The sequence below is a fragment of the Pseudooceanicola sp. HF7 genome, from assembly GCF_011806405.1.
Lineage (GTDB): Bacteria > Pseudomonadota > Alphaproteobacteria > Rhodobacterales > Rhodobacteraceae > Pseudooceanicola.
Genome location: NZ_JAATOW010000020.1, coordinates 51,193 through 66,776, shown reverse-complemented (window position 1 = coordinate 66,776; position 15,584 = coordinate 51,193). Strand labels below are relative to the sequence as shown.

Sequence of the window (15,584 nt, the reverse complement as noted above, 5' to 3'; positions counted from 1 at the left end):
CGACCAATGGGCAGAACCCGTTACGGGGCGCGATGTGGGACGGGGGGCGGGGCGATGCTCTGCAGGGGCGAGCGCCGCTCCCCGGAAACGACCCCTGCAAAAAAGCACATAACAAATCCCTGCCCCACCGTGCGCTGCGCACCGACGTGATACCGACGCAATACCGACACGATACAGACCTGCCACAGACGTCGAAAAAGCCCCGAAAACGCCTGTGCATCCATGCAGAGTCCGCCCCGCCAGACCCGCCGAAAACCCGGCCCCGCCCGCCACCTTCGCAGCTGCAGCGTAATCTCCCCCTTCCCAACGCGGTTCACCTCCGGTAAAGACGCCCCCATGATGACCCAGGCCCATATCCCCTCCGTTCGGCGCGCCCCGCGTGCCCACGGCCTGCTGCTTCTCCTAATCCGCCTCTGAGCGGTGCCGCACCGGCGCGACTCGCTCAGGGGAACAGCCTCTCGCGCCAAGGCATCTGGAGAATAGAAAGAGACATCACATGACCACTGCACCCAAAGCCGTATCCGACGACCACGTCGTCATCTTCGACACCACGCTCCGCGACGGCGAACAATCGCCCGGCGCCACCATGTCCCACGAAGAGAAGCTCGAGATCGCCGCGCTGCTCGACGAAATGGGCGTGGACGTGATCGAAGCCGGTTTCCCCATCGCCTCCGAAGGGGATTTCAACGCCGTCAGCGAGATCGCGAAAAATTCCAAGAATTCCGTGATCTGCGGCCTGTCCCGCGCCAATTTCAAGGACATCGACCGCTGCTGGGAGGCCGTGAAACACGCCGCCCGCCCGCGGATCCACACCTTCATCGGCACCTCGCCGCTGCACCGCGCCATCCCCAACCTCGACCAGGACCAGATGGCCGAGCGCATCCATGAAACCGTGACCCACGCCCGCAATCTCTGCGACAACGTGCAATGGTCCCCCATGGACGCCACCCGGACGGAGCACGATTACCTCTGCCGCGTGGTCGAGATCGCGATCAAGGCCGGCGCCACCACGATCAACATCCCCGATACCGTCGGCTATACCGCGCCGCGCGAATCCGCGGACCTCATCCGGATGCTGATCGAAAAGGTCCCCGGTGCGGACCAGGTGATCTTTGCCACCCACTGCCACAACGACCTTGGCATGGCGACGGCCAACTCCCTTGCCGCCGTCGAAGCCGGCGCGCGTCAAATCGAATGCACGATCAACGGCCTGGGCGAACGCGCCGGCAATACCGCGCTGGAAGAAGTGGTCATGGCCCTCAAGGTCCGCCACGACATCATGCCCTGGACCACCGGCATCGACACCCGCAAGATCATGAACATCTCGCGCCGCGTCGCCTCTGTCTCCGGCTTCCCGGTGCAGTTCAACAAGGCCATCGTCGGCAAGAACGCCTTCGCGCATGAAAGCGGCATCCACCAGGACGGCATGCTCAAGAACGCCGAAACCTTCGAGATCATGCGCCCCGAGGACGTCGGCCTTGCCGCCACCAACCTCGTCATGGGCAAGCACTCGGGCCGCGCCGCGCTCAAGGACAAGCTGCGCCAGCTTGGCGTGGAAATGGCCGACAACCAGCTTCAGGACGTCTTCGTGCGCTTCAAGGCGCTGGCCGACCGCAAGAAGGAAGTCTACGACGACGACATCCTTGCGCTTGTCCAGGTCTCTGACGATGCCACCCCGGATCACCTGATCCTCACGGATCTCACCGTGATCTGCGGCACCGGCGGCCAATCGGCGGACATGACCATGACCGTGGATGGCGTCGCCAAGACGGCCCAGACCAGCGGCGACGGCCCCGTGGACGCGGCCTTCAACGCGGTGAAGGAGATCTTCCCGCATGAGGCCAAGCTTGAGCTCTACCAGGTGCACGCGGTCACCAAGGGCACCGATGCCCAGGCCACCGTTTCCGTCCGCCTGAACGAGGACGGGCGTATCGTCACCGGCTCTTCCGCCGATACCGATACCGTCGTCGCCTCCGTGAAGGCCTATATCCACGCGCTCAACCGGCTTCTCGTGCGCCGTGGCAAGGTCGCCGCCGGCGGTGACGAGCGTGAGATCAGCTACAAGGATGCCGGCTGACCCCTCGGTCCCGACACCAGAAATACCAAGGCCCCGGAGCGATCCGGGGCCTTTTTTCATGCCCCCCGGCTGTGCTGGTGACCGCCCTGCTGCCCCTCATCGCGGATGAAGAGCTCGCCGCGCCGAAGGTGCCGGAGCATGGCGGCACCCTAGGCAGGGTGACCCGCACGGACCCGTTCAGCGCGCTGGTCCGAAGCGTCTGTCCGGCCCAGGTCGGCGGAACGCTGCCGATAATTGACCAAATGGTCAGGTTAATCCGGTGCCTGCTTGAGGCCCGGTCAATGCCGAGTCAAACGGACCGGACCAAAGATTGAAGAAAAGGCGCAACCAGATGCTTTCAAAAACACTTGCAACCGCATGCCTGATCCTCTTGCCCGCCCTGCCTCAGCATGCCCTTGCCAAGGGCGGGCTGCTCAGCGGCGCCGTGGGCTCTGCCATTCGCCACAGCGGCGGCGGCGACAGCGGCGTTAAGGCAGAGGAAGGCATGATCTCCGCCGCCGATCCCGAGGGCATGGTCGCCGTCATGCAGGATCTTGGCTACCGCGCCACGCTTGACGTCGATTCCGGCGGTGACCCGATGATCAGCTCCTCCACGGGCGGGGTGAAGTTCGATATCCTCTTTTACGGCTGCGTGGACAACACCGGCTGCGATTCCATCCTCTACCTGTCCGGCTTCGACCTGACAGAGGGCATGAAGGCAGAGGAGGTCAACGATTGGAACCGTCGTGCCGTGACGGCCATGGCCTATCTGGATGACGAAAACGACCCCTACCTGCAAAGCTACGTGCTGACGCGCTCGGGCATCCCCGAAGAGGTCTTCTCCTACACGCTCAAGGAATGGGACCAGGCGATCGGCGAATTCCGCGACGAGATCGACTTTTGATCCACGCCATGCGCCGGACGGGGTTTCCCGGCTCCGGCGCATGGGCCGCCACGGAAGCGGCGCGCCCACGACCCTGAGGCGCGCGATTCCAGGATGGCGCCCCTGACAAGGGGCTGACCGCTCAATGTGCTGTCTTGCCCTTGCCGAACAGCCCCGAAAGGCTGCTCCAGATCGCCACGATCACTGCGCCAAGCCCCAGCCCCAGCACGCCGTCACAGAAGGCGGTGACGCTCCACTCCACGGCGCTATGCGCCCGGCCGACCCATTCGGCCACGGCCACGGCGATCCGGTGGATCACCTCTTCGGGGGCGTGCCAGCCCAGCTCTCCCAGCCCGTGCACGATGATGGAGCCGCCGACCCAGAGCATCGCCGCCGTGCCCACGATCACCAGCAGTTTCAGGAAATGCGGCATCCCGTTGACGATCCCGCGCCCCAGCGTCCGGGTCAGGCCCAGCCGCCCGTGCTCCGCCATGGCCAGGCCCAGGTCATCGGCCTTCACGATCACCGCCACGGCGCCGTAGACGACGGTGGTGATGATCAGCCCGGCCACCGCCAGCGCCCCCGCCTCCAGCCAAAGGGCCTGTCCCTGCGGCAGGGCCGACAGGGTGATGGTCATGATCTCTGCCGACAGGATGAAATCGGTCTTGATCGCGCCCGCGACCTTCTTTTCCTCAAGATGCGGATCGGCTTTCTTGCGCTCCACCGCCTCTGCCACGTCGTGGTGGGAGGGGCTGATCACATGCCAGACCTTCTCTGCCCCCTCGAAGGCCAGGTAGGCCCCGCCGATCATCAACAGCGGCGCGATGGCCTGGGGCAGGAAATAACTGAGCAGCAGCAGCGCCGGCAGCAGCAGCACCTTGTTGCGGATGGAGCCGCGCGCAATCTTCCAGACGATCGGCAATTCGCGGGCCGCCGAAAAGCCCTGGACGTATTTCGGCGTCACGGCGGCATCGTCGATCACCGCCCCCGCTGCCTTGCTTGACGCCTTGACCGCCTGGCCGAAAACATCGTCGACAGAGGCCGCCGCCACCTTCGCAATGGCCGCAACATCGTCCAGAAGTGCCAGCAAGCCGCTCATGTTTCGCCCCTTTTAGGTTTCAGCCGACAATAGCGCGCCCCGTCCCCACGGCAAGTGCTCGCCCCCGCGAGAGCGCCTCAGCCCAGCTCTTCCAGGCGGCCCTGCAGGGCCAGCATCCCGAAGGCCGCCATGGAGGTTCCGTCCATGATCTCGCCGCGCGTCACCATGGCGCGGATCTCGGCCATGGAAAAGGCGGCCACCTCCATGTCGCTCTCCGTCACCTCGCGGGCCGTCTCTCCGGGCACCAGCCCAGTGGCAAGGAACAGGTGGCAGCTTTGCGTGGACAGGCCCGGTGCCTGGTACATGCGCCCCATCAGCTCCATCCTTCCGGCGCTGAAGCCGGTTTCCTCGCGCAGCTCGCCGCGCGCGATTTCCTCGGGGGCGGCATCGGGGCGGTCGGGCCAGGCGCCCTGCGGGATCTCCCAGGTGCGGGTGGTGACGGCATAGCGGTACTGGCTGACCATGTGGATCCTCAGATCCGCACCTACCGGGATCACGGCGACGAAATCGGGCTTTTCCACCACGCCGAAGATCGACTGGTGGCCATTGGGAAAGACCACGTCATCCTCGCGCACCGTCATCCAGTTGTTCCGATAGGCGATGCGGCTCGCCTGCTGTTTGATCTCTCCGCGCATGGCGGCTGCTCCTTCTGGTGCCCCGACCTGCCTGCCGGCTGGGCTTTCGGCGCCACAAAGCCCGGATATGGGAGCACAAACAAGCCCTTGCACCGCCTGACACAGAGCAAAGGCTTGCCGATGGCCCCGGCGCGGCTACACTGCCTGCCAGCGGGGCGCTTGGATGCCCCGAAAGGCAGAGACGCAACCGCGAAGGAGGCTCCCATGCCCGCCATAGACATCCAGGTCCTCGAGGGGGTCTTCAGCCCAGGGGAAAAGGCGCGGATCATCTCCGGCGTCACCTCGGCCTTCGCAGAAGTGGCGGGGCATACGCTGGGCGCCGCGGACGCACGCGCCATGCGGGCCCGCAGATGATGCCCCCGCCCCGGCCCGCGCCGACACCCGTTTCCGACACCCAGGAGATGATCTCCCGGATGCGGCCCTGGCTGGATCCGGAGGAACATGTCTTTGCCTCTTTCGCCGGCCCACCACCGGCAGGGCTGGACTACCGCGCGCTGGCCACCTTCCGCGAGGAAGAGGGGCTGTCGATGATCCTGCCCGAAGGCGCGGCCCCCGGCCTGCCCATGCGGCGGATCATCCTGCGGGTCCATTCCTCGCTCAAGGGGGTGGGGCTGACGGCGGCGGTCGCCTCTGCGCTGGCAGAGGCCGGGATCGCCTGCAACGTGGTGGCGGCCTTCCACCACGATCATGTCTTCATTCCCGCCGAACAGGCCGATGAGGCGCTGACCATCCTGCTGGACCTGCAGGCCGCCGCCTCCGGAGAGTAGAGGGGCGCTCAGATCGTCTGCTCAGATGGGTCGGGCTGGCACGCCGATGACCTTGGCCCCCGCCGGCACATCCCGCGTGACAACGGCGCCCGCGCCCACGATGGCCCCGTCCCCGATGGTCACGCCAGAGGTGATCTTCGCCCCGCCCCCGATCCAGACATCCTCTCCAAGGGTCACCGGGTAGGCGATCTCCTGGCCTTCAGAGCGCAGCCGGGGATCGTGGTGGTGCTCCGGGCAGTAGATCCCCACCTGCGGGCCCAGCAGGCTGCGCGCCCCGATGCGGACCGGCGCGCTGTCCAGGATCACGCAGCCGGAGTTGATATAGACCTCCTCCCCCAGGAAAAGGTTGAACCCATAGGCGCAGTGGAACGGTGCCTCCACGAAGGCGCCGCGCCCCATCTGGCCCATGATCGCCTCAAGCTCCGGGGCGACCCCGTTGCGCGCCTCGGGCGGCAGCATGTTGTGGCGCCAGACCGCGTGGCGGCAGACATCCCGGAAGCCGTCGATTTCGCGGTCGAAGGTGTTGTACCACTTGCCCGCCTGCATCTTCTCGAACTCGGTCATCTGCCTGCTCCCCGCTTCGGCTCCCGGTCTTTTCGGTTCCAGATCTGTCGGCGCAACGCCCTTGGCCCCCATCGAGGGGGCCGCGGCCGTGGGGGGCCAAGCCCCCCGGCCCGGTGTCAGCGGGCGAACAGACCCTTCAGCCGTGTCGCCTCGTCCTCGGTGCCGAAGGGCGCATTGACGATGAACATGCCGCTGCCCAGCATCCCGTGCCCGGCGCGCACCGGCGGGAAGCGCAGCTCGCTGCGCAGGGTCTTGGGCAGCTCCAGCCCCTCCAGCGCGGCCAGCATCCCCTCGTGGCGGCGATCCTTCAGCAGCGGATACCACAGGGCGATGACGCCCACGTTCCACTTGCGGTGCAGGGTCTTCACGAAGCCCGGCAGGCGGTCGTAATCCTCTTTCACCTCCCAGGACGGGTCGATCAGGATCATCCCGCGCCGCGGCTCCGGCGGGCAGAGCGATTGCGCCATCTCGAAGCCGTCCTGGCCATGGATCTGCGCCCGCACGCCCATGGCCCCGCGCAGCGCCCGGCGCTCCTGGGGGTGCAGCTCTGCCAGGTGAATCGGATCGCCCTCGCGCAGCAGTTCCGCCGCAAGAAGGGGAGACCCCGGATAGGCCGTCTGCCCATGTCTTGCGCGCACCCGGTCCAAAGCCTTGGCGTAGGGGTGATCGGGCGGGAAATCCCCCCCGTGCGCGCCGATGCCGGCAGCCGCCTCTCCGGTCTTCAGCGCCTCTGCGCTGGACAGGTCATACAGCCCCCGCCCTGCGTGAGTTTCCAGATATGTCAAGGGCTTGGGCTTTTCGGCCATGCGCTCCAGCATGACGGCCAAAAGCGCATGCTTGTGCAGGTCGGCCGGGTTCCCGGCATGGTATATGTGCTGGTAAGATAACATGCCTTACGCGATACGCCCTGCTTGCCCGGCCATCAATCCCCCATGAAAATTACGGTTTCACGGCGAAAAGACGCTGAATCGCCGGGCCGCTCCCCTTTCCACGGGATATCGCACTGCCTATAAGGACGAACGGTCCGCACCGCCAGAGTCGTGGGCTTGTTGGGGAACGCAATCGGGACAGCATCAAGAATGGCTCTTTTCAGCAGAATGCCTGGGCTCTTTTCATCGGACATGGCCATTGACCTCGGGACGGCGAATACGCTCGTCTACGTCAAGGGGCGCGGCATCGTCCTGTCCGAACCCTCCGTGGTGGCCTACCACGTGAAGGACGGCATCAAGAAGGTGCTCGCCGTGGGCGAGGACGCCAAGCTGATGCTGGGTCGGACCCCCGGCAGCATCGAGGCGATCCGCCCGATGCGCGAAGGCGTCATCGCCGATTTCGACGTGGCCGAAGAGATGATCAAGTACTTCATCCGCAAGGTGCACAAGCGCTCGACCTTCTCCAAGCCCAAGATCATCGTCTGCGTGCCCCATGGCGCCACCCCCGTTGAGAAACGCGCGATCCGTCAATCCGTGCTTTCCGCCGGCGCCCGCCGCGCGGGCCTGATCGCGGAACCCATCGCGGCGGCCATCGGGGCCGGCATGCCCATCACCGATCCCACCGGCAACATGGTCGTGGACATCGGCGGCGGCACCACCGAGGTCGCCGTGCTCTCGCTGGGTGACATCGTCTATGCCCGCTCCGTCCGCGTCGGTGGCGACCGCATGGACGAGGCGATCATCTCCTACCTGCGCCGCCAGCAGAACCTGCTGATCGGGGAATCCACCGCAGAGCGCATCAAGACCTCCATCGGCACCGCCCGCATGCCCGACGACGGGCGCGGCGCGGCCATGCAGGTGCGCGGCCGCGACCTGCTGAACGGCGTACCCAAGGAGATCGAGGTGACCCAGGCCCAGGTGGCCGAGGCGCTGTCCGAACCCGTCCAGCAGATCTGCGAAGCGGTGATGACCGCGCTGGAAGCCACGCCCCCGGACCTGGCCGCCGATATCGTCGACCGCGGCGTCATGCTGACCGGCGGCGGCGCGCTGCTGGGCGACCTGGACCTGGCGCTGCGCGAACAGACCGGCCTGGCTGTCTCCATCGCTGACGAAAGCTTGAACTGCGTCGCCCTTGGCACAGGCAAGGCGCTGGAATACGAGAAACAGCTGCGCCACGCGATTGACTACGACAGCTGAGCCTTTCACTCTCTATTAACCACGTTTGCCGCATCCTGCCGTGAGCGTGGCCCCCACGTTCATCGGCATGGAGTCCCATGGCCAAGGATCGTCAACAGGACGAGGATTACGTCACCCCGCTGAGACGGTTGTTTACCGTCATCACGGTGCTTGTCCTTGTGGCGATCTTCCTTGTCTGGCGGATCGACAGCCCCCGCGTGGAACGCTTTCGCGCCCATGTGATCGATCGGGTCCTGCCCTCCATGGACTGGGCCATGGCCCCGGTGACCGGCGCGGTGAAGCTGCTGCGCGATTTCCAGAGCTACCAGCGGATCCACGACCAGAACCAGGAGCTGCGGCGCGAGCTGCAGCAGATGAAGGCCTGGAAGGAAGCCGCGCTGCAGCTTGAACAGGAAAACGCCCGCCTGCTCGACCTCAACAACGTGCGGCTGGATCCCCGGCTGACCTATATCACCGGCGTGGTGATGGCGGATTCGGGCTCTCCCTACCGGCAGTCGGTGCTGCTGAACATCGGCGCCCGGGACGGCATCGTGGATGGCTGGGCGGCGATGGACGGGATCGGGCTGGTGGGCCGGATCTCCGGCGTGGGGCAACAGGTCTCGCGCGTGATCCTGCTGACCGATACTTCCTCGCGCGTGCCGGTGACGATCCAGCCCTCCGGCCAGAACGCCATCATCATGGGCAACAACACCGCCGCGCCCCCCATCGACTTCATCGAGAACGCAGAGCTCATCCGCCCCGGCGACCGGGTCGTCAGCTCCGGCGATGGCGATGTCTTCCCCTCCGGCCTGCTGGTGGGCCACGTGGCCCAGGATGCCGGCGGGCGGCTGCGGGTGCGCCTGGCGGCGGATTACGAGCGGCTCGAATTCCTGCGCGTGCTGCGCAACATGGGCACCGAAAGCCTGCGCGACCCCGGCGGGCTGATCGCCCCGCCCACGCCGCCCCTGCAGGGGCCGGGGCTGATCGCGCAGGACCCGGTGATCCTGCCGGAAGAGGCCCAGGATGGCTGAGGCGATCCGCTCCTCCCTGCCGCGGGTGCTGAGCCTGCGCCTGGCCTTCGTGCTGATCTACCTGGGCCTGATGATGTTCTCCCTGCTGCCGCTGGAAACCCTGCCGCGCCTGCTGGCCGGGCCGGACCTGATGCTGGCGCTGACCCTGGTCTGGGCGATCCGCCGCCCGGAACTGGTGCCGGGCTGGATGCTGGCCGCGCTCTTCTTGCTGGCGGACCTGCTGCTGATGCGCCCGCCCGGCCTGATGGCGGCCATCGCGCTGCTGGGCGTGCAGCGGCTGAAGCGCTATTCGCGGCTGATGCGGGACCGCACCTTCGTCGCGGAATGGCTGGCCGCCGGGATCACCTGCGCCGCCATCCTGATCGGCTACCGCCTGGCGCTGATCACCTTCTTCCTGGACCGCCCGCAGATCGCCGTGACCCTGTCGCAGCTGATCGCCACCGTGGCGGTCTATCCCTTCGTCTCCGTCTTCTCCAACCTCTTCTTCGGCCTGCGCCGCGCGGCGGTGGGCGAAGTAGACAACCTGGGCCACCGCATATGAGACGCACGCCCAAGGATACCCAGACCTCTGCCCGCAAGATCACCCGGCGCTCGCTCGTGCTGGGCGGCGCCCAGCTGGGCTTCATGGGGCTGCTGGCCTGGCGGATGCGCTTCCTGCAGGTCGACCAGGCCGACCAGTTCCGCATGCTGGCCGAAGAGAACCGCATCAACATGCGCCTGATCCCCCCCGCGCGGGGCGAGATCTACGATCGCAACGGCATCGCCATCGCGCGCAACGAACCCGCCTACCGCATCACCATGGTCGAGGAAGACGCCGGCGATGTCGACGAGGTCATCGCGCGCCTGTCCCGCATCGTGCTGCTGGATCCCGGTGACATCGAACGCGCCAAGACGGAAATGAAGCGCTCCGCGCCCTTCCTGCCGATCACCCTGGCCGATCGCGTCAGCTGGACGGATGTGTCGCGCATCGCGGTCAACACCCCCGCCCTGCCCGGCATCACGCCAGAGGTCGGTCTGTCGCGCGCCTATCCGCTAGACCAGGATTTTGCCCATGTGGTCGGCTATGTCGGCCCGGTCTCCGATTACGACCTGTCCAAGATCGAAGACCCCGACCCGGTGCTGATGATACCGCGCTTCCAGATCGGCAAGGTCGGCCTGGAAGCCAAGATGGAAGACGACCTGCGCGGCACCGCCGGCGCCAAGCGGGTGGAGGTCAACGCCGTGGGCCGCGTGATGCGCGAGCTCGACCGCCAGGAAGGGCACCAGGGCGCCAGCATCCAGCTGACCACCGATTACCTGCTGCAGAACTACGTCCAGGCCCGGCTGGGCGGGGAAAGCGCGGCGGCGGTGGTCATCGATTGCACCAATGGCGACATCCTGGCCATCGGCTCTGCCCCCAGCTTCGATCCCAACCTCTTCGTGCGCGGCATCTCCGTCTCCGATTACCGGGCCCTGACGGAGAACAAGTATCGCCCACTGGCCAACAAGACCGTGCAGGGCACCTATCCGCCCGGCTCCACCTTCAAGATGGTCGTGGCTCTGGCCGGGCTAGAGGCCGGGGTGATCTCCGGCCGGGACACCTATTACTGCAACGGGCACCTCAAGGTTTCCAACCGGCGGTTCCACTGCTGGCGCAGGGGCGGGCACGGGCACCTGAACGTGATCGGCGCGCTGCGCGAAAGCTGCGATGTCTTTTTCTACGAACTGGCGCTGGAAGTCGGGATCGAGCGGATCACCGAAATGGCCAACCGGCTGGGGCTGGGCGTGCAGCATGACCTGCCGATGTCCGCCGTGGCCTCCGGGCTGATGCCCTCCAAGCAGTGGAAGCGCGACGTGCGCGGCCAGGAATGGGTGATCGGGGATACGGTCAACGCCTCCATCGGGCAGGGCTTCGTGCTGGCCTCTCCGATGCAGCTGGCGGTGATGACGGCGCGCATCGCCTCCGGCAACAATGTCACCCCGCGGCTGATCAAGACCATAGACGGGGTCGAACAGCCCAGCGGCGCGGGCGAAAGCCTGGGCATTTCCGCCGCCAGCCTGAAACTGGCCCGCGACGGCATGTTCGAGGTCTCGAACTCCCGGCAGGGCACTGGCTACGGCGCCCGCGTCATCGCAGAGAACATGCGCATGGCCGGCAAGTCCGGGACCTCCCAGGTGCGCAACATCTCCGTGGCGGAACGCGCGGCGGGGGTGACCTCCAACGCGGACCTGCCCTGGGAACGGCGCGACCATGCGCTCTGGGTGGATTTCGCGCCCTTCGACAATCCCAAGGTGGCCGTGGCCGTGGTGGTGGAACATGGCGGCGGCGGCTCTTCCGTGGCCGCGCCGATCGCCCGCGACATCACGCTTCAGGCCCTCTACGGAGAGGACCCCCCGCTGGAGGCCTACCCGGCCAAGGACCGCGACCGCATCGCCGAACAGCAGCGCCGGTTGCGCGCGCTCCGCCCCCGGGTGGAAAAGGAAAAGATGAGCCGCGCATGAGCTACCTCGAGTATTCCGTCAAGACCGTCCCCTCGGGGCTGCGCAAGGTGCTCTATTTCAACTGGCCCCTGGCCCTGCTGATCGCAGCCGTGGCCAGCGCCGGTTTCCTGATGCTCTATTCCGTGGCCGGCGGGAACCTGTCCACCTGGGCGGAACCGCAGATGAAACGCTTCGGCATCGGCATGGTGGTGATGTTCGTCGTGGCCATGGTGCCGATCTGGTTCTGGCGCAACATGTCCGCGCTGGCCTATGCCCTGTCGCTGATGCTGCTGGTCTTCGTGGAGTTCTTCGGCACCGTCGGCATGGGCGCTCAGCGCTGGATCGACATCGGGCCGGTCCGCCTGCAACCCTCAGAGCTGATGAAGATCGCGCTGGTGATGTTCCTGGCCGCCTATTACGACTGGCTGCCGCTGCGCAAGGTGTCCCACCCGGTCTGGGTCTTCATCCCGGTGCTGATCATCGTGCTGCCCACCATGCTGGTGCTGAAACAGCCCGACCTTGGCACGGCGATCCTGCTGCTGACGGGGGGCGGGGCGGTGATGTTCCTGGCCGGCGTCCACTGGGCCTATTTCGCCGCTGTCATCAGCGGCGCGGTGGGGTTGGTCTGGGCGGTCTTTCAGAGCCGCGGCACCGACTGGCAGCTGATCAAGGACTACCAGTTCCGCCGCATCGACACCTTCCTGGATCCCTCCAAGGATCCGCTGGGGGCGGGCTATCACATCACCCAGTCCAAGATCGCGCTCGGCTCCGGTGGCTGGGCCGGGCGGGGCTACATGCAGGGCACCCAGTCGCGGCTGAACTTCCTGCCGGAAAAGCACACGGACTTCATCTTCACCACCCTGGCAGAGGAATTCGGCTTCATCGGCGGGGCCTCCCTGCTGATCCTCTACGCGCTGATCATCGTCTTCTGCGTCTCCTCCGCGATGACCAACCAGAACCGCTATGCCGCGCTGCTGACGCTGGGGATCGCCACGACCTTCTTCCTGTTCTTCGCCGTAAACATGTCCATGGTCATGGGGCTGGCCCCCGTGGTCGGCGTGCCGCTGCCGCTGGTCAGCTACGGCGGCTCTGCCATGCTGGTGCTGCTGCTGGCCTTCGGCCTGGTGCAAAGCGCCCACGTCCACAAGGCCCGCTGAACAGGAAACGGCCACGGCCCCCATCGAGGGCCCCGCGCCCGTCGTCGGCCTGCGCCTCCCGGACCAGTGGAGAGGGCAGATCCTTCATCTGGCCGGAAATACTTCCGCCGGAGGCATCCCCGCCATCGGTTTGCGCCCCGTCCACCCACTGGCTACCTTCGGCCCAAACCCGCAAGGAGCCCCCCATGATCAACGTCCTTTATGCCGCCACCTCTCCCACCTGGGAGGAATACGAAGCCCCCCTGCGCCGCGCCTTCGACGCCGCCGGGCTGGCGGTCGACCTGCGCCGGGACTTCGCCCCTGAAAAGGTCGACTACATCGTCTATGCGCCGGCCTCCGAGCTGACCGATTTCACCCCCTACGTGAACACCAAGGCCGTGTTGAACCTCTGGGCCGGGGTGGAGAAGATCGTGGGCAACACCACGCTGACCCAGCCGCTCTGCCGCATGGTTGATCACGGGCTGACCCGGGGTATGGTGGAATGGGTCACCGGCCACGCGCTGCGCCACCACCTGGATATCGACCACTTCCTGGATCACCAGGACGGCTCCTGGGCGCGCTACGTGCCCCCGCTGGCACAGGAACGCCCCGTGACCGTGCTGGGGCTGGGAGAGCTCGGCGCGGCCTGCGCCCAGTCCCTGGCGCAGCTTGGCTTCCCCGTCACCGGCTGGTCGCGCAGCCCGCGTGCGGTTGAGGGGATCACCTGCCTGCACGGGCCGGAGGGGCTGGACCAGGCCCTGTCCACCGCACAGATCCTGGTGCTTCTGCTGCCGCTGACCCCGGAAACGGAGAACCTGCTGGATGCGCACCGCCTTGCGCAATTGCCGCGTGGAGCGGTGATCCTGAACCCCGGACGCGGCCCGCTGATCGTGGATCAGGACCTTCTGGCGGCGCTCGACAGCGGGCAGATCCACCGCGCCACGCTGGATGTCTTCCGGGAAGAGCCCCTGCCCCCCGCGCATCCCTTCTGGGCGCATCCCCGCGTCACCGTCTGCCCGCATATCGCTGCCGAAACCCGCGCCACCACCGCGGCCGAGGTCGTGGCAGAGAACATCCGCCGCAGCGAAGCCGGCGAAGAGCGCCTGTTCCAGGTCGACCGCAGCCGCGGCTACTGACCTGTTACGGGGGCCCCTGAGGGCCCCAGAAACCGGCAGGCCCCCGCTGCGGGGCCTGTCCTGCGATCTTCCGTTAAGGTTCCCTTGGCCCCCTCAGGCCACCCATTCCGCCCCGTCCCGGCCGTCGAACATCGCCACGTCGCCGCCCCGGACAGCAGATGTCTGACCGCCTGAGAAGCTCATCACCAGTTGCTGCAGCTCTGCCGTGCTTTGCTGTACGATATGCATCGCCGCCGTCGTCTGTTCAGCCATGGCCGCGTTGGTCTGGGTCACGTTGCCAAGGTCGTTGGTGGCCGAATTGATCTCGGAGATGGAGACCGATTGCTCCTTGGCAGAGGTCGTGATCTCGGACACCAGGGTCATCACGTCGTTCACGCTGGTCACGATGGCGGTCAGCACCTCGTTGACCTGGGCGTTCTTGTTGACGCCGTTGGTGATGATCTCCCTGTTGCGCTCGATCAGCTCGTTGATCTCCGTCGCGGCATTCACCGACCGGCCCGCCAGCGCGCGCACTTCAGAGGCGACCACGGCAAAGCCCTTGCCCTGCTCGCCCGCCCGCGCGGCCTCCACCCCGGCATTCAGCGCCAGCAGGTTGGTCTGGAAGGCGATGTCGTCGATCACGCTGACCTTCTGCCCCATCTCGGCCGAGGCTTCCTGGATCTGCTCCAGCGCCTCCATCGCCGATTGCACCGCGTCCGAGGAATCCTGCGCGCTCTGGCTGGCTTCCGACACCGTCTCATCGACGCGGGTGGCGCGCTCGGCGGTCTCTCGCACCTTGTTCGTCAGGATGCGCAGCGCGGCCGATGTCTGTTCAAGCGTGGCAGCCTGGCTTTCCGTGCGGGTCGTCAGGCTGGTGGCACTTTGAGAGATCTCCGCGGTAAGAGAGCTTAGCCGCTCCACCGTGCGCCCGACCACGCCCATGGCCTCTGACAGGTTGTGGACGGCGCCGTTGTAATGTTCGCGCAGGTTGTTGAAGCCTTCCGAGAAATCGCTGTCTTCCGGGGCCGGGATGACGTAGCCGAAATCCCGGTTGGACAGGTCCGACAGGCCGTTGGCGATATAGTCGAGCGCGATTTCACGGTCCCGCGCCTGGGCGCTGAAGTAGCTGTCGATGACCATCTCCGCATCCAGCGTGAAGGCCCGGTTCACGATTCCGATGCGACGGGACAGGGACTTGCGGCTGCCCAGGGCGCCGGCGTTGCGAACCAGCATGTCCACCACGTTTGAGGTCACCCGACTATAGGCACTGAGGAAGAAGGAGAACGGCAGCTGGATCTTGTAATGGACCTCTCCGATCATTCTGGCGCTGTCGATGTAGGATTGAGAGAATTCGCCCGACAGCAGCAGGTGCCAATGCTGCTTCTGGCGCTCGCGCGCATGGCTGATCATCTCTTCGGTTCGGAAGAAATCGCTCAGCACCGGCTCTGCCCTTACGAAATCGTAGAATCGGTCCAGCACTGGGTCGATCTTGCTTTCGACAAGGGGGCGGATCTCCATCATGATCTGGCGGTCGGTCTCTGACAATGCAAAGAACCGAAGCCGTTCGTCAAAACTGAGTGCCATTGCGCCTTCCCAAGGTAGCCGTTGAAACTGCCTAGCAGCCCCGGCCTTAACAGTAGGTTTCGACCCGCTGCGACACCTTGGATTGAAGCGACTTTCCCTCTTGCCGGCCGGGCCCTCCCTGAGTCGCCCCCGCATCCTGCCCCACGCCG

General features: G+C 66.2%; 16 protein-coding genes. 10 read left to right on the top strand and 6 right to left on the bottom strand.

All coding sequences use genetic code 11. The features are described 5' to 3' along the window. Window positions 1-496 precede the first annotated feature (496 nt). Window positions 497-2,077, top strand: a complete 1,581-nt coding sequence (locus HCZ97_RS12620) for a 2-isopropylmalate synthase (protein ID WP_167689069.1) — start codon at window positions 497-499, stop codon at window positions 2,075-2,077. A gap of 331 nt (window positions 2,078-2,408) precedes the next feature. Then, entirely contained in the window at window positions 2,409-2,960 is a 552-nt protein-coding gene (locus HCZ97_RS12615) for a YbjN domain-containing protein (protein WP_167689068.1), read from the top strand. Between the two features lie 121 nt (window positions 2,961-3,081). Here the strand turns inward: HCZ97_RS12615 and HCZ97_RS12610 are convergent, their stop codons facing one another. Together HCZ97_RS12610 and HCZ97_RS12605 are read right to left on the bottom strand one after the other, a co-directional pair. Then, the gene (locus HCZ97_RS12610) at window positions 3,082-4,038 is read right to left on the bottom strand and encodes a DUF808 domain-containing protein (RefSeq protein WP_167689067.1); all 957 of its coding nucleotides are present in this window, start codon (window positions 4,036-4,038) and stop codon (window positions 3,082-3,084) included. A 77-nt stretch (window positions 4,039-4,115) separates the two neighbouring features. Then, entirely contained in the window at window positions 4,116-4,673 is a 558-nt protein-coding gene (locus tag HCZ97_RS12605) for an NUDIX hydrolase (protein ID WP_217701780.1), read from the bottom strand. A gap of 204 nt (window positions 4,674-4,877) precedes the next feature. On the opposite strand from HCZ97_RS12605, the gene HCZ97_RS12600 reads away from it, so the two are divergent. Further along, window positions 4,878-5,027 carry a tautomerase family protein gene (locus HCZ97_RS12600; RefSeq protein WP_175581718.1) on the top strand — a complete coding sequence of 50 codons (150 nt, stop codon included), beginning with the start codon at window positions 4,878-4,880 and terminating at the stop codon, window positions 5,025-5,027. Beyond that, the gene (locus HCZ97_RS12595) at window positions 5,024-5,440 is read left to right on the top strand and encodes an ACT domain-containing protein (RefSeq protein WP_254871506.1); all 417 of its coding nucleotides are present in this window, start codon (window positions 5,024-5,026) and stop codon (window positions 5,438-5,440) included. The genes HCZ97_RS12600 and HCZ97_RS12595 overlap by 4 nt, the downstream gene beginning before the upstream one ends. 21 nt (window positions 5,441-5,461) lie before the next feature. Here HCZ97_RS12595 and HCZ97_RS12590 read toward each other — a convergent pair whose 3' ends face one another. The 3 genes from HCZ97_RS12590 to HCZ97_RS12580 all read right to left on the bottom strand — a co-directional run bounded on the left by HCZ97_RS12590 (window position 5,462) and on the right by HCZ97_RS12580 (window position 7,127). Then, window positions 5,462-6,004 carry a sugar O-acetyltransferase gene (locus HCZ97_RS12590; RefSeq protein WP_167689066.1) on the bottom strand — a complete coding sequence of 181 codons (543 nt, stop codon included), beginning with the start codon at window positions 6,002-6,004 and terminating at the stop codon, window positions 5,462-5,464. 116 nt (window positions 6,005-6,120) lie between these two features. Further along, entirely contained in the window at window positions 6,121-6,894 is a 774-nt protein-coding gene (gene rlmJ, locus HCZ97_RS12585) for a 23S rRNA (adenine(2030)-N(6))-methyltransferase RlmJ (RefSeq protein ID WP_167689065.1), read from the bottom strand. A gap of 32 nt (window positions 6,895-6,926) precedes the next feature. Next, window positions 6,927-7,127: a hypothetical protein gene (locus HCZ97_RS12580; RefSeq protein WP_167689010.1), complete on the bottom strand. Its 201-nt coding sequence runs from the start codon at window positions 7,125-7,127 to the stop codon at window positions 6,927-6,929. On the opposite strand from HCZ97_RS12580, the gene HCZ97_RS12575 reads away from it, so the two are divergent. From HCZ97_RS12575 to HCZ97_RS12550, 6 genes are all read left to right on the top strand, one after another. After that, the gene (locus tag HCZ97_RS12575; protein WP_167689064.1) at window positions 7,084-8,130 is read left to right on the top strand and encodes a rod shape-determining protein; all 1,047 of its coding nucleotides are present in this window, start codon (window positions 7,084-7,086) and stop codon (window positions 8,128-8,130) included. The genes HCZ97_RS12580 and HCZ97_RS12575 overlap by 44 nt on opposite strands. A 77-nt stretch (window positions 8,131-8,207) precedes the next feature. Continuing rightward, window positions 8,208-9,140, top strand: coding sequence for a rod shape-determining protein MreC (gene mreC / locus HCZ97_RS12570; protein ID WP_167689063.1), 933 nt, complete (start codon window positions 8,208-8,210; stop codon window positions 9,138-9,140). Then, the gene (locus tag HCZ97_RS12565; protein WP_167689062.1) at window positions 9,133-9,681 is read left to right on the top strand and encodes a rod shape-determining protein MreD; all 549 of its coding nucleotides are present in this window, start codon (window positions 9,133-9,135) and stop codon (window positions 9,679-9,681) included. The genes mreC and HCZ97_RS12565 overlap by 8 nt, the downstream gene beginning before the upstream one ends. Next, window positions 9,678-11,621, top strand: coding sequence for a penicillin-binding protein 2 (gene mrdA, locus HCZ97_RS12560; protein WP_167689061.1), 1,944 nt, complete (start codon window positions 9,678-9,680; stop codon window positions 11,619-11,621). Before HCZ97_RS12565 ends, mrdA begins: the two co-directional genes overlap by 4 nt. Beyond that, window positions 11,618-12,757 carry a rod shape-determining protein RodA gene (gene rodA / locus HCZ97_RS12555; RefSeq protein WP_167689060.1) on the top strand — a complete coding sequence of 380 codons (1,140 nt, stop codon included), beginning with the start codon at window positions 11,618-11,620 and terminating at the stop codon, window positions 12,755-12,757. Before mrdA ends, rodA begins: the two co-directional genes overlap by 4 nt. Before the next feature lie 185 nt (window positions 12,758-12,942). Next, window positions 12,943-13,872: a glyoxylate/hydroxypyruvate reductase A gene (locus HCZ97_RS12550; protein WP_167689059.1), complete on the top strand. Its 930-nt coding sequence runs from the start codon at window positions 12,943-12,945 to the stop codon at window positions 13,870-13,872. A gap of 93 nt (window positions 13,873-13,965) precedes the next feature. Here the strand turns inward: HCZ97_RS12550 and HCZ97_RS12545 are convergent, their stop codons facing one another. Further along, the gene (locus HCZ97_RS12545) at window positions 13,966-15,435 is read right to left on the bottom strand and encodes a globin-coupled sensor protein (protein ID WP_167689058.1); all 1,470 of its coding nucleotides are present in this window, start codon (window positions 15,433-15,435) and stop codon (window positions 13,966-13,968) included. Between the last annotated feature and the right edge of the window lie 149 nt (window positions 15,436-15,584).

Excerpts from the sequence above, each read along its gene's own strand:
- HCZ97_RS12620 (WP_167689069.1), top strand. The coding sequence starts at position 497 with ATGACCACTGCACCCAAAGCCGTATCCGACGACCACGTCGTCATCTTC.
- HCZ97_RS12615 (WP_167689068.1), top strand. The coding sequence starts at position 2,409 with ATGCTTTCAAAAACACTTGCAACCGCATGCCTGATCCTCTTGCCCGCC.
- HCZ97_RS12610 (WP_167689067.1), bottom strand. The coding sequence starts at position 4,038 with ATGAGCGGCTTGCTGGCACTTCTGGACGATGTTGCGGCCATTGCGAAG.
- HCZ97_RS12605 (WP_217701780.1), bottom strand. The coding sequence starts at position 4,673 with ATGCGCGGAGAGATCAAACAGCAGGCGAGCCGCATCGCCTATCGGAAC.
- HCZ97_RS12600 (WP_175581718.1), top strand. The coding sequence starts at position 4,878 with ATGCCCGCCATAGACATCCAGGTCCTCGAGGGGGTCTTCAGCCCAGGG.
- HCZ97_RS12595 (WP_254871506.1), top strand. The coding sequence starts at position 5,024 with ATGATGCCCCCGCCCCGGCCCGCGCCGACACCCGTTTCCGACACCCAG.
- HCZ97_RS12590 (WP_167689066.1), bottom strand. The coding sequence starts at position 6,004 with ATGACCGAGTTCGAGAAGATGCAGGCGGGCAAGTGGTACAACACCTTC.
- rlmJ (WP_167689065.1), bottom strand. The coding sequence starts at position 6,894 with ATGTTATCTTACCAGCACATATACCATGCCGGGAACCCGGCCGACCTG.
- HCZ97_RS12575 (WP_167689064.1), top strand. The coding sequence starts at position 7,084 with ATGGCTCTTTTCAGCAGAATGCCTGGGCTCTTTTCATCGGACATGGCC.
- HCZ97_RS12580 (WP_167689010.1), bottom strand. The coding sequence starts at position 7,127 with ATGTCCGATGAAAAGAGCCCAGGCATTCTGCTGAAAAGAGCCATTCTT.
- mreC (WP_167689063.1), top strand. The coding sequence starts at position 8,208 with ATGGCCAAGGATCGTCAACAGGACGAGGATTACGTCACCCCGCTGAGA.
- HCZ97_RS12565 (WP_167689062.1), top strand. The coding sequence starts at position 9,133 with ATGGCTGAGGCGATCCGCTCCTCCCTGCCGCGGGTGCTGAGCCTGCGC.
- mrdA (WP_167689061.1), top strand. The coding sequence starts at position 9,678 with ATGAGACGCACGCCCAAGGATACCCAGACCTCTGCCCGCAAGATCACC.
- rodA (WP_167689060.1), top strand. The coding sequence starts at position 11,618 with ATGAGCTACCTCGAGTATTCCGTCAAGACCGTCCCCTCGGGGCTGCGC.
- HCZ97_RS12550 (WP_167689059.1), top strand. The coding sequence starts at position 12,943 with ATGATCAACGTCCTTTATGCCGCCACCTCTCCCACCTGGGAGGAATAC.
- HCZ97_RS12545 (WP_167689058.1), bottom strand. The coding sequence starts at position 15,435 with ATGGCACTCAGTTTTGACGAACGGCTTCGGTTCTTTGCATTGTCAGAG.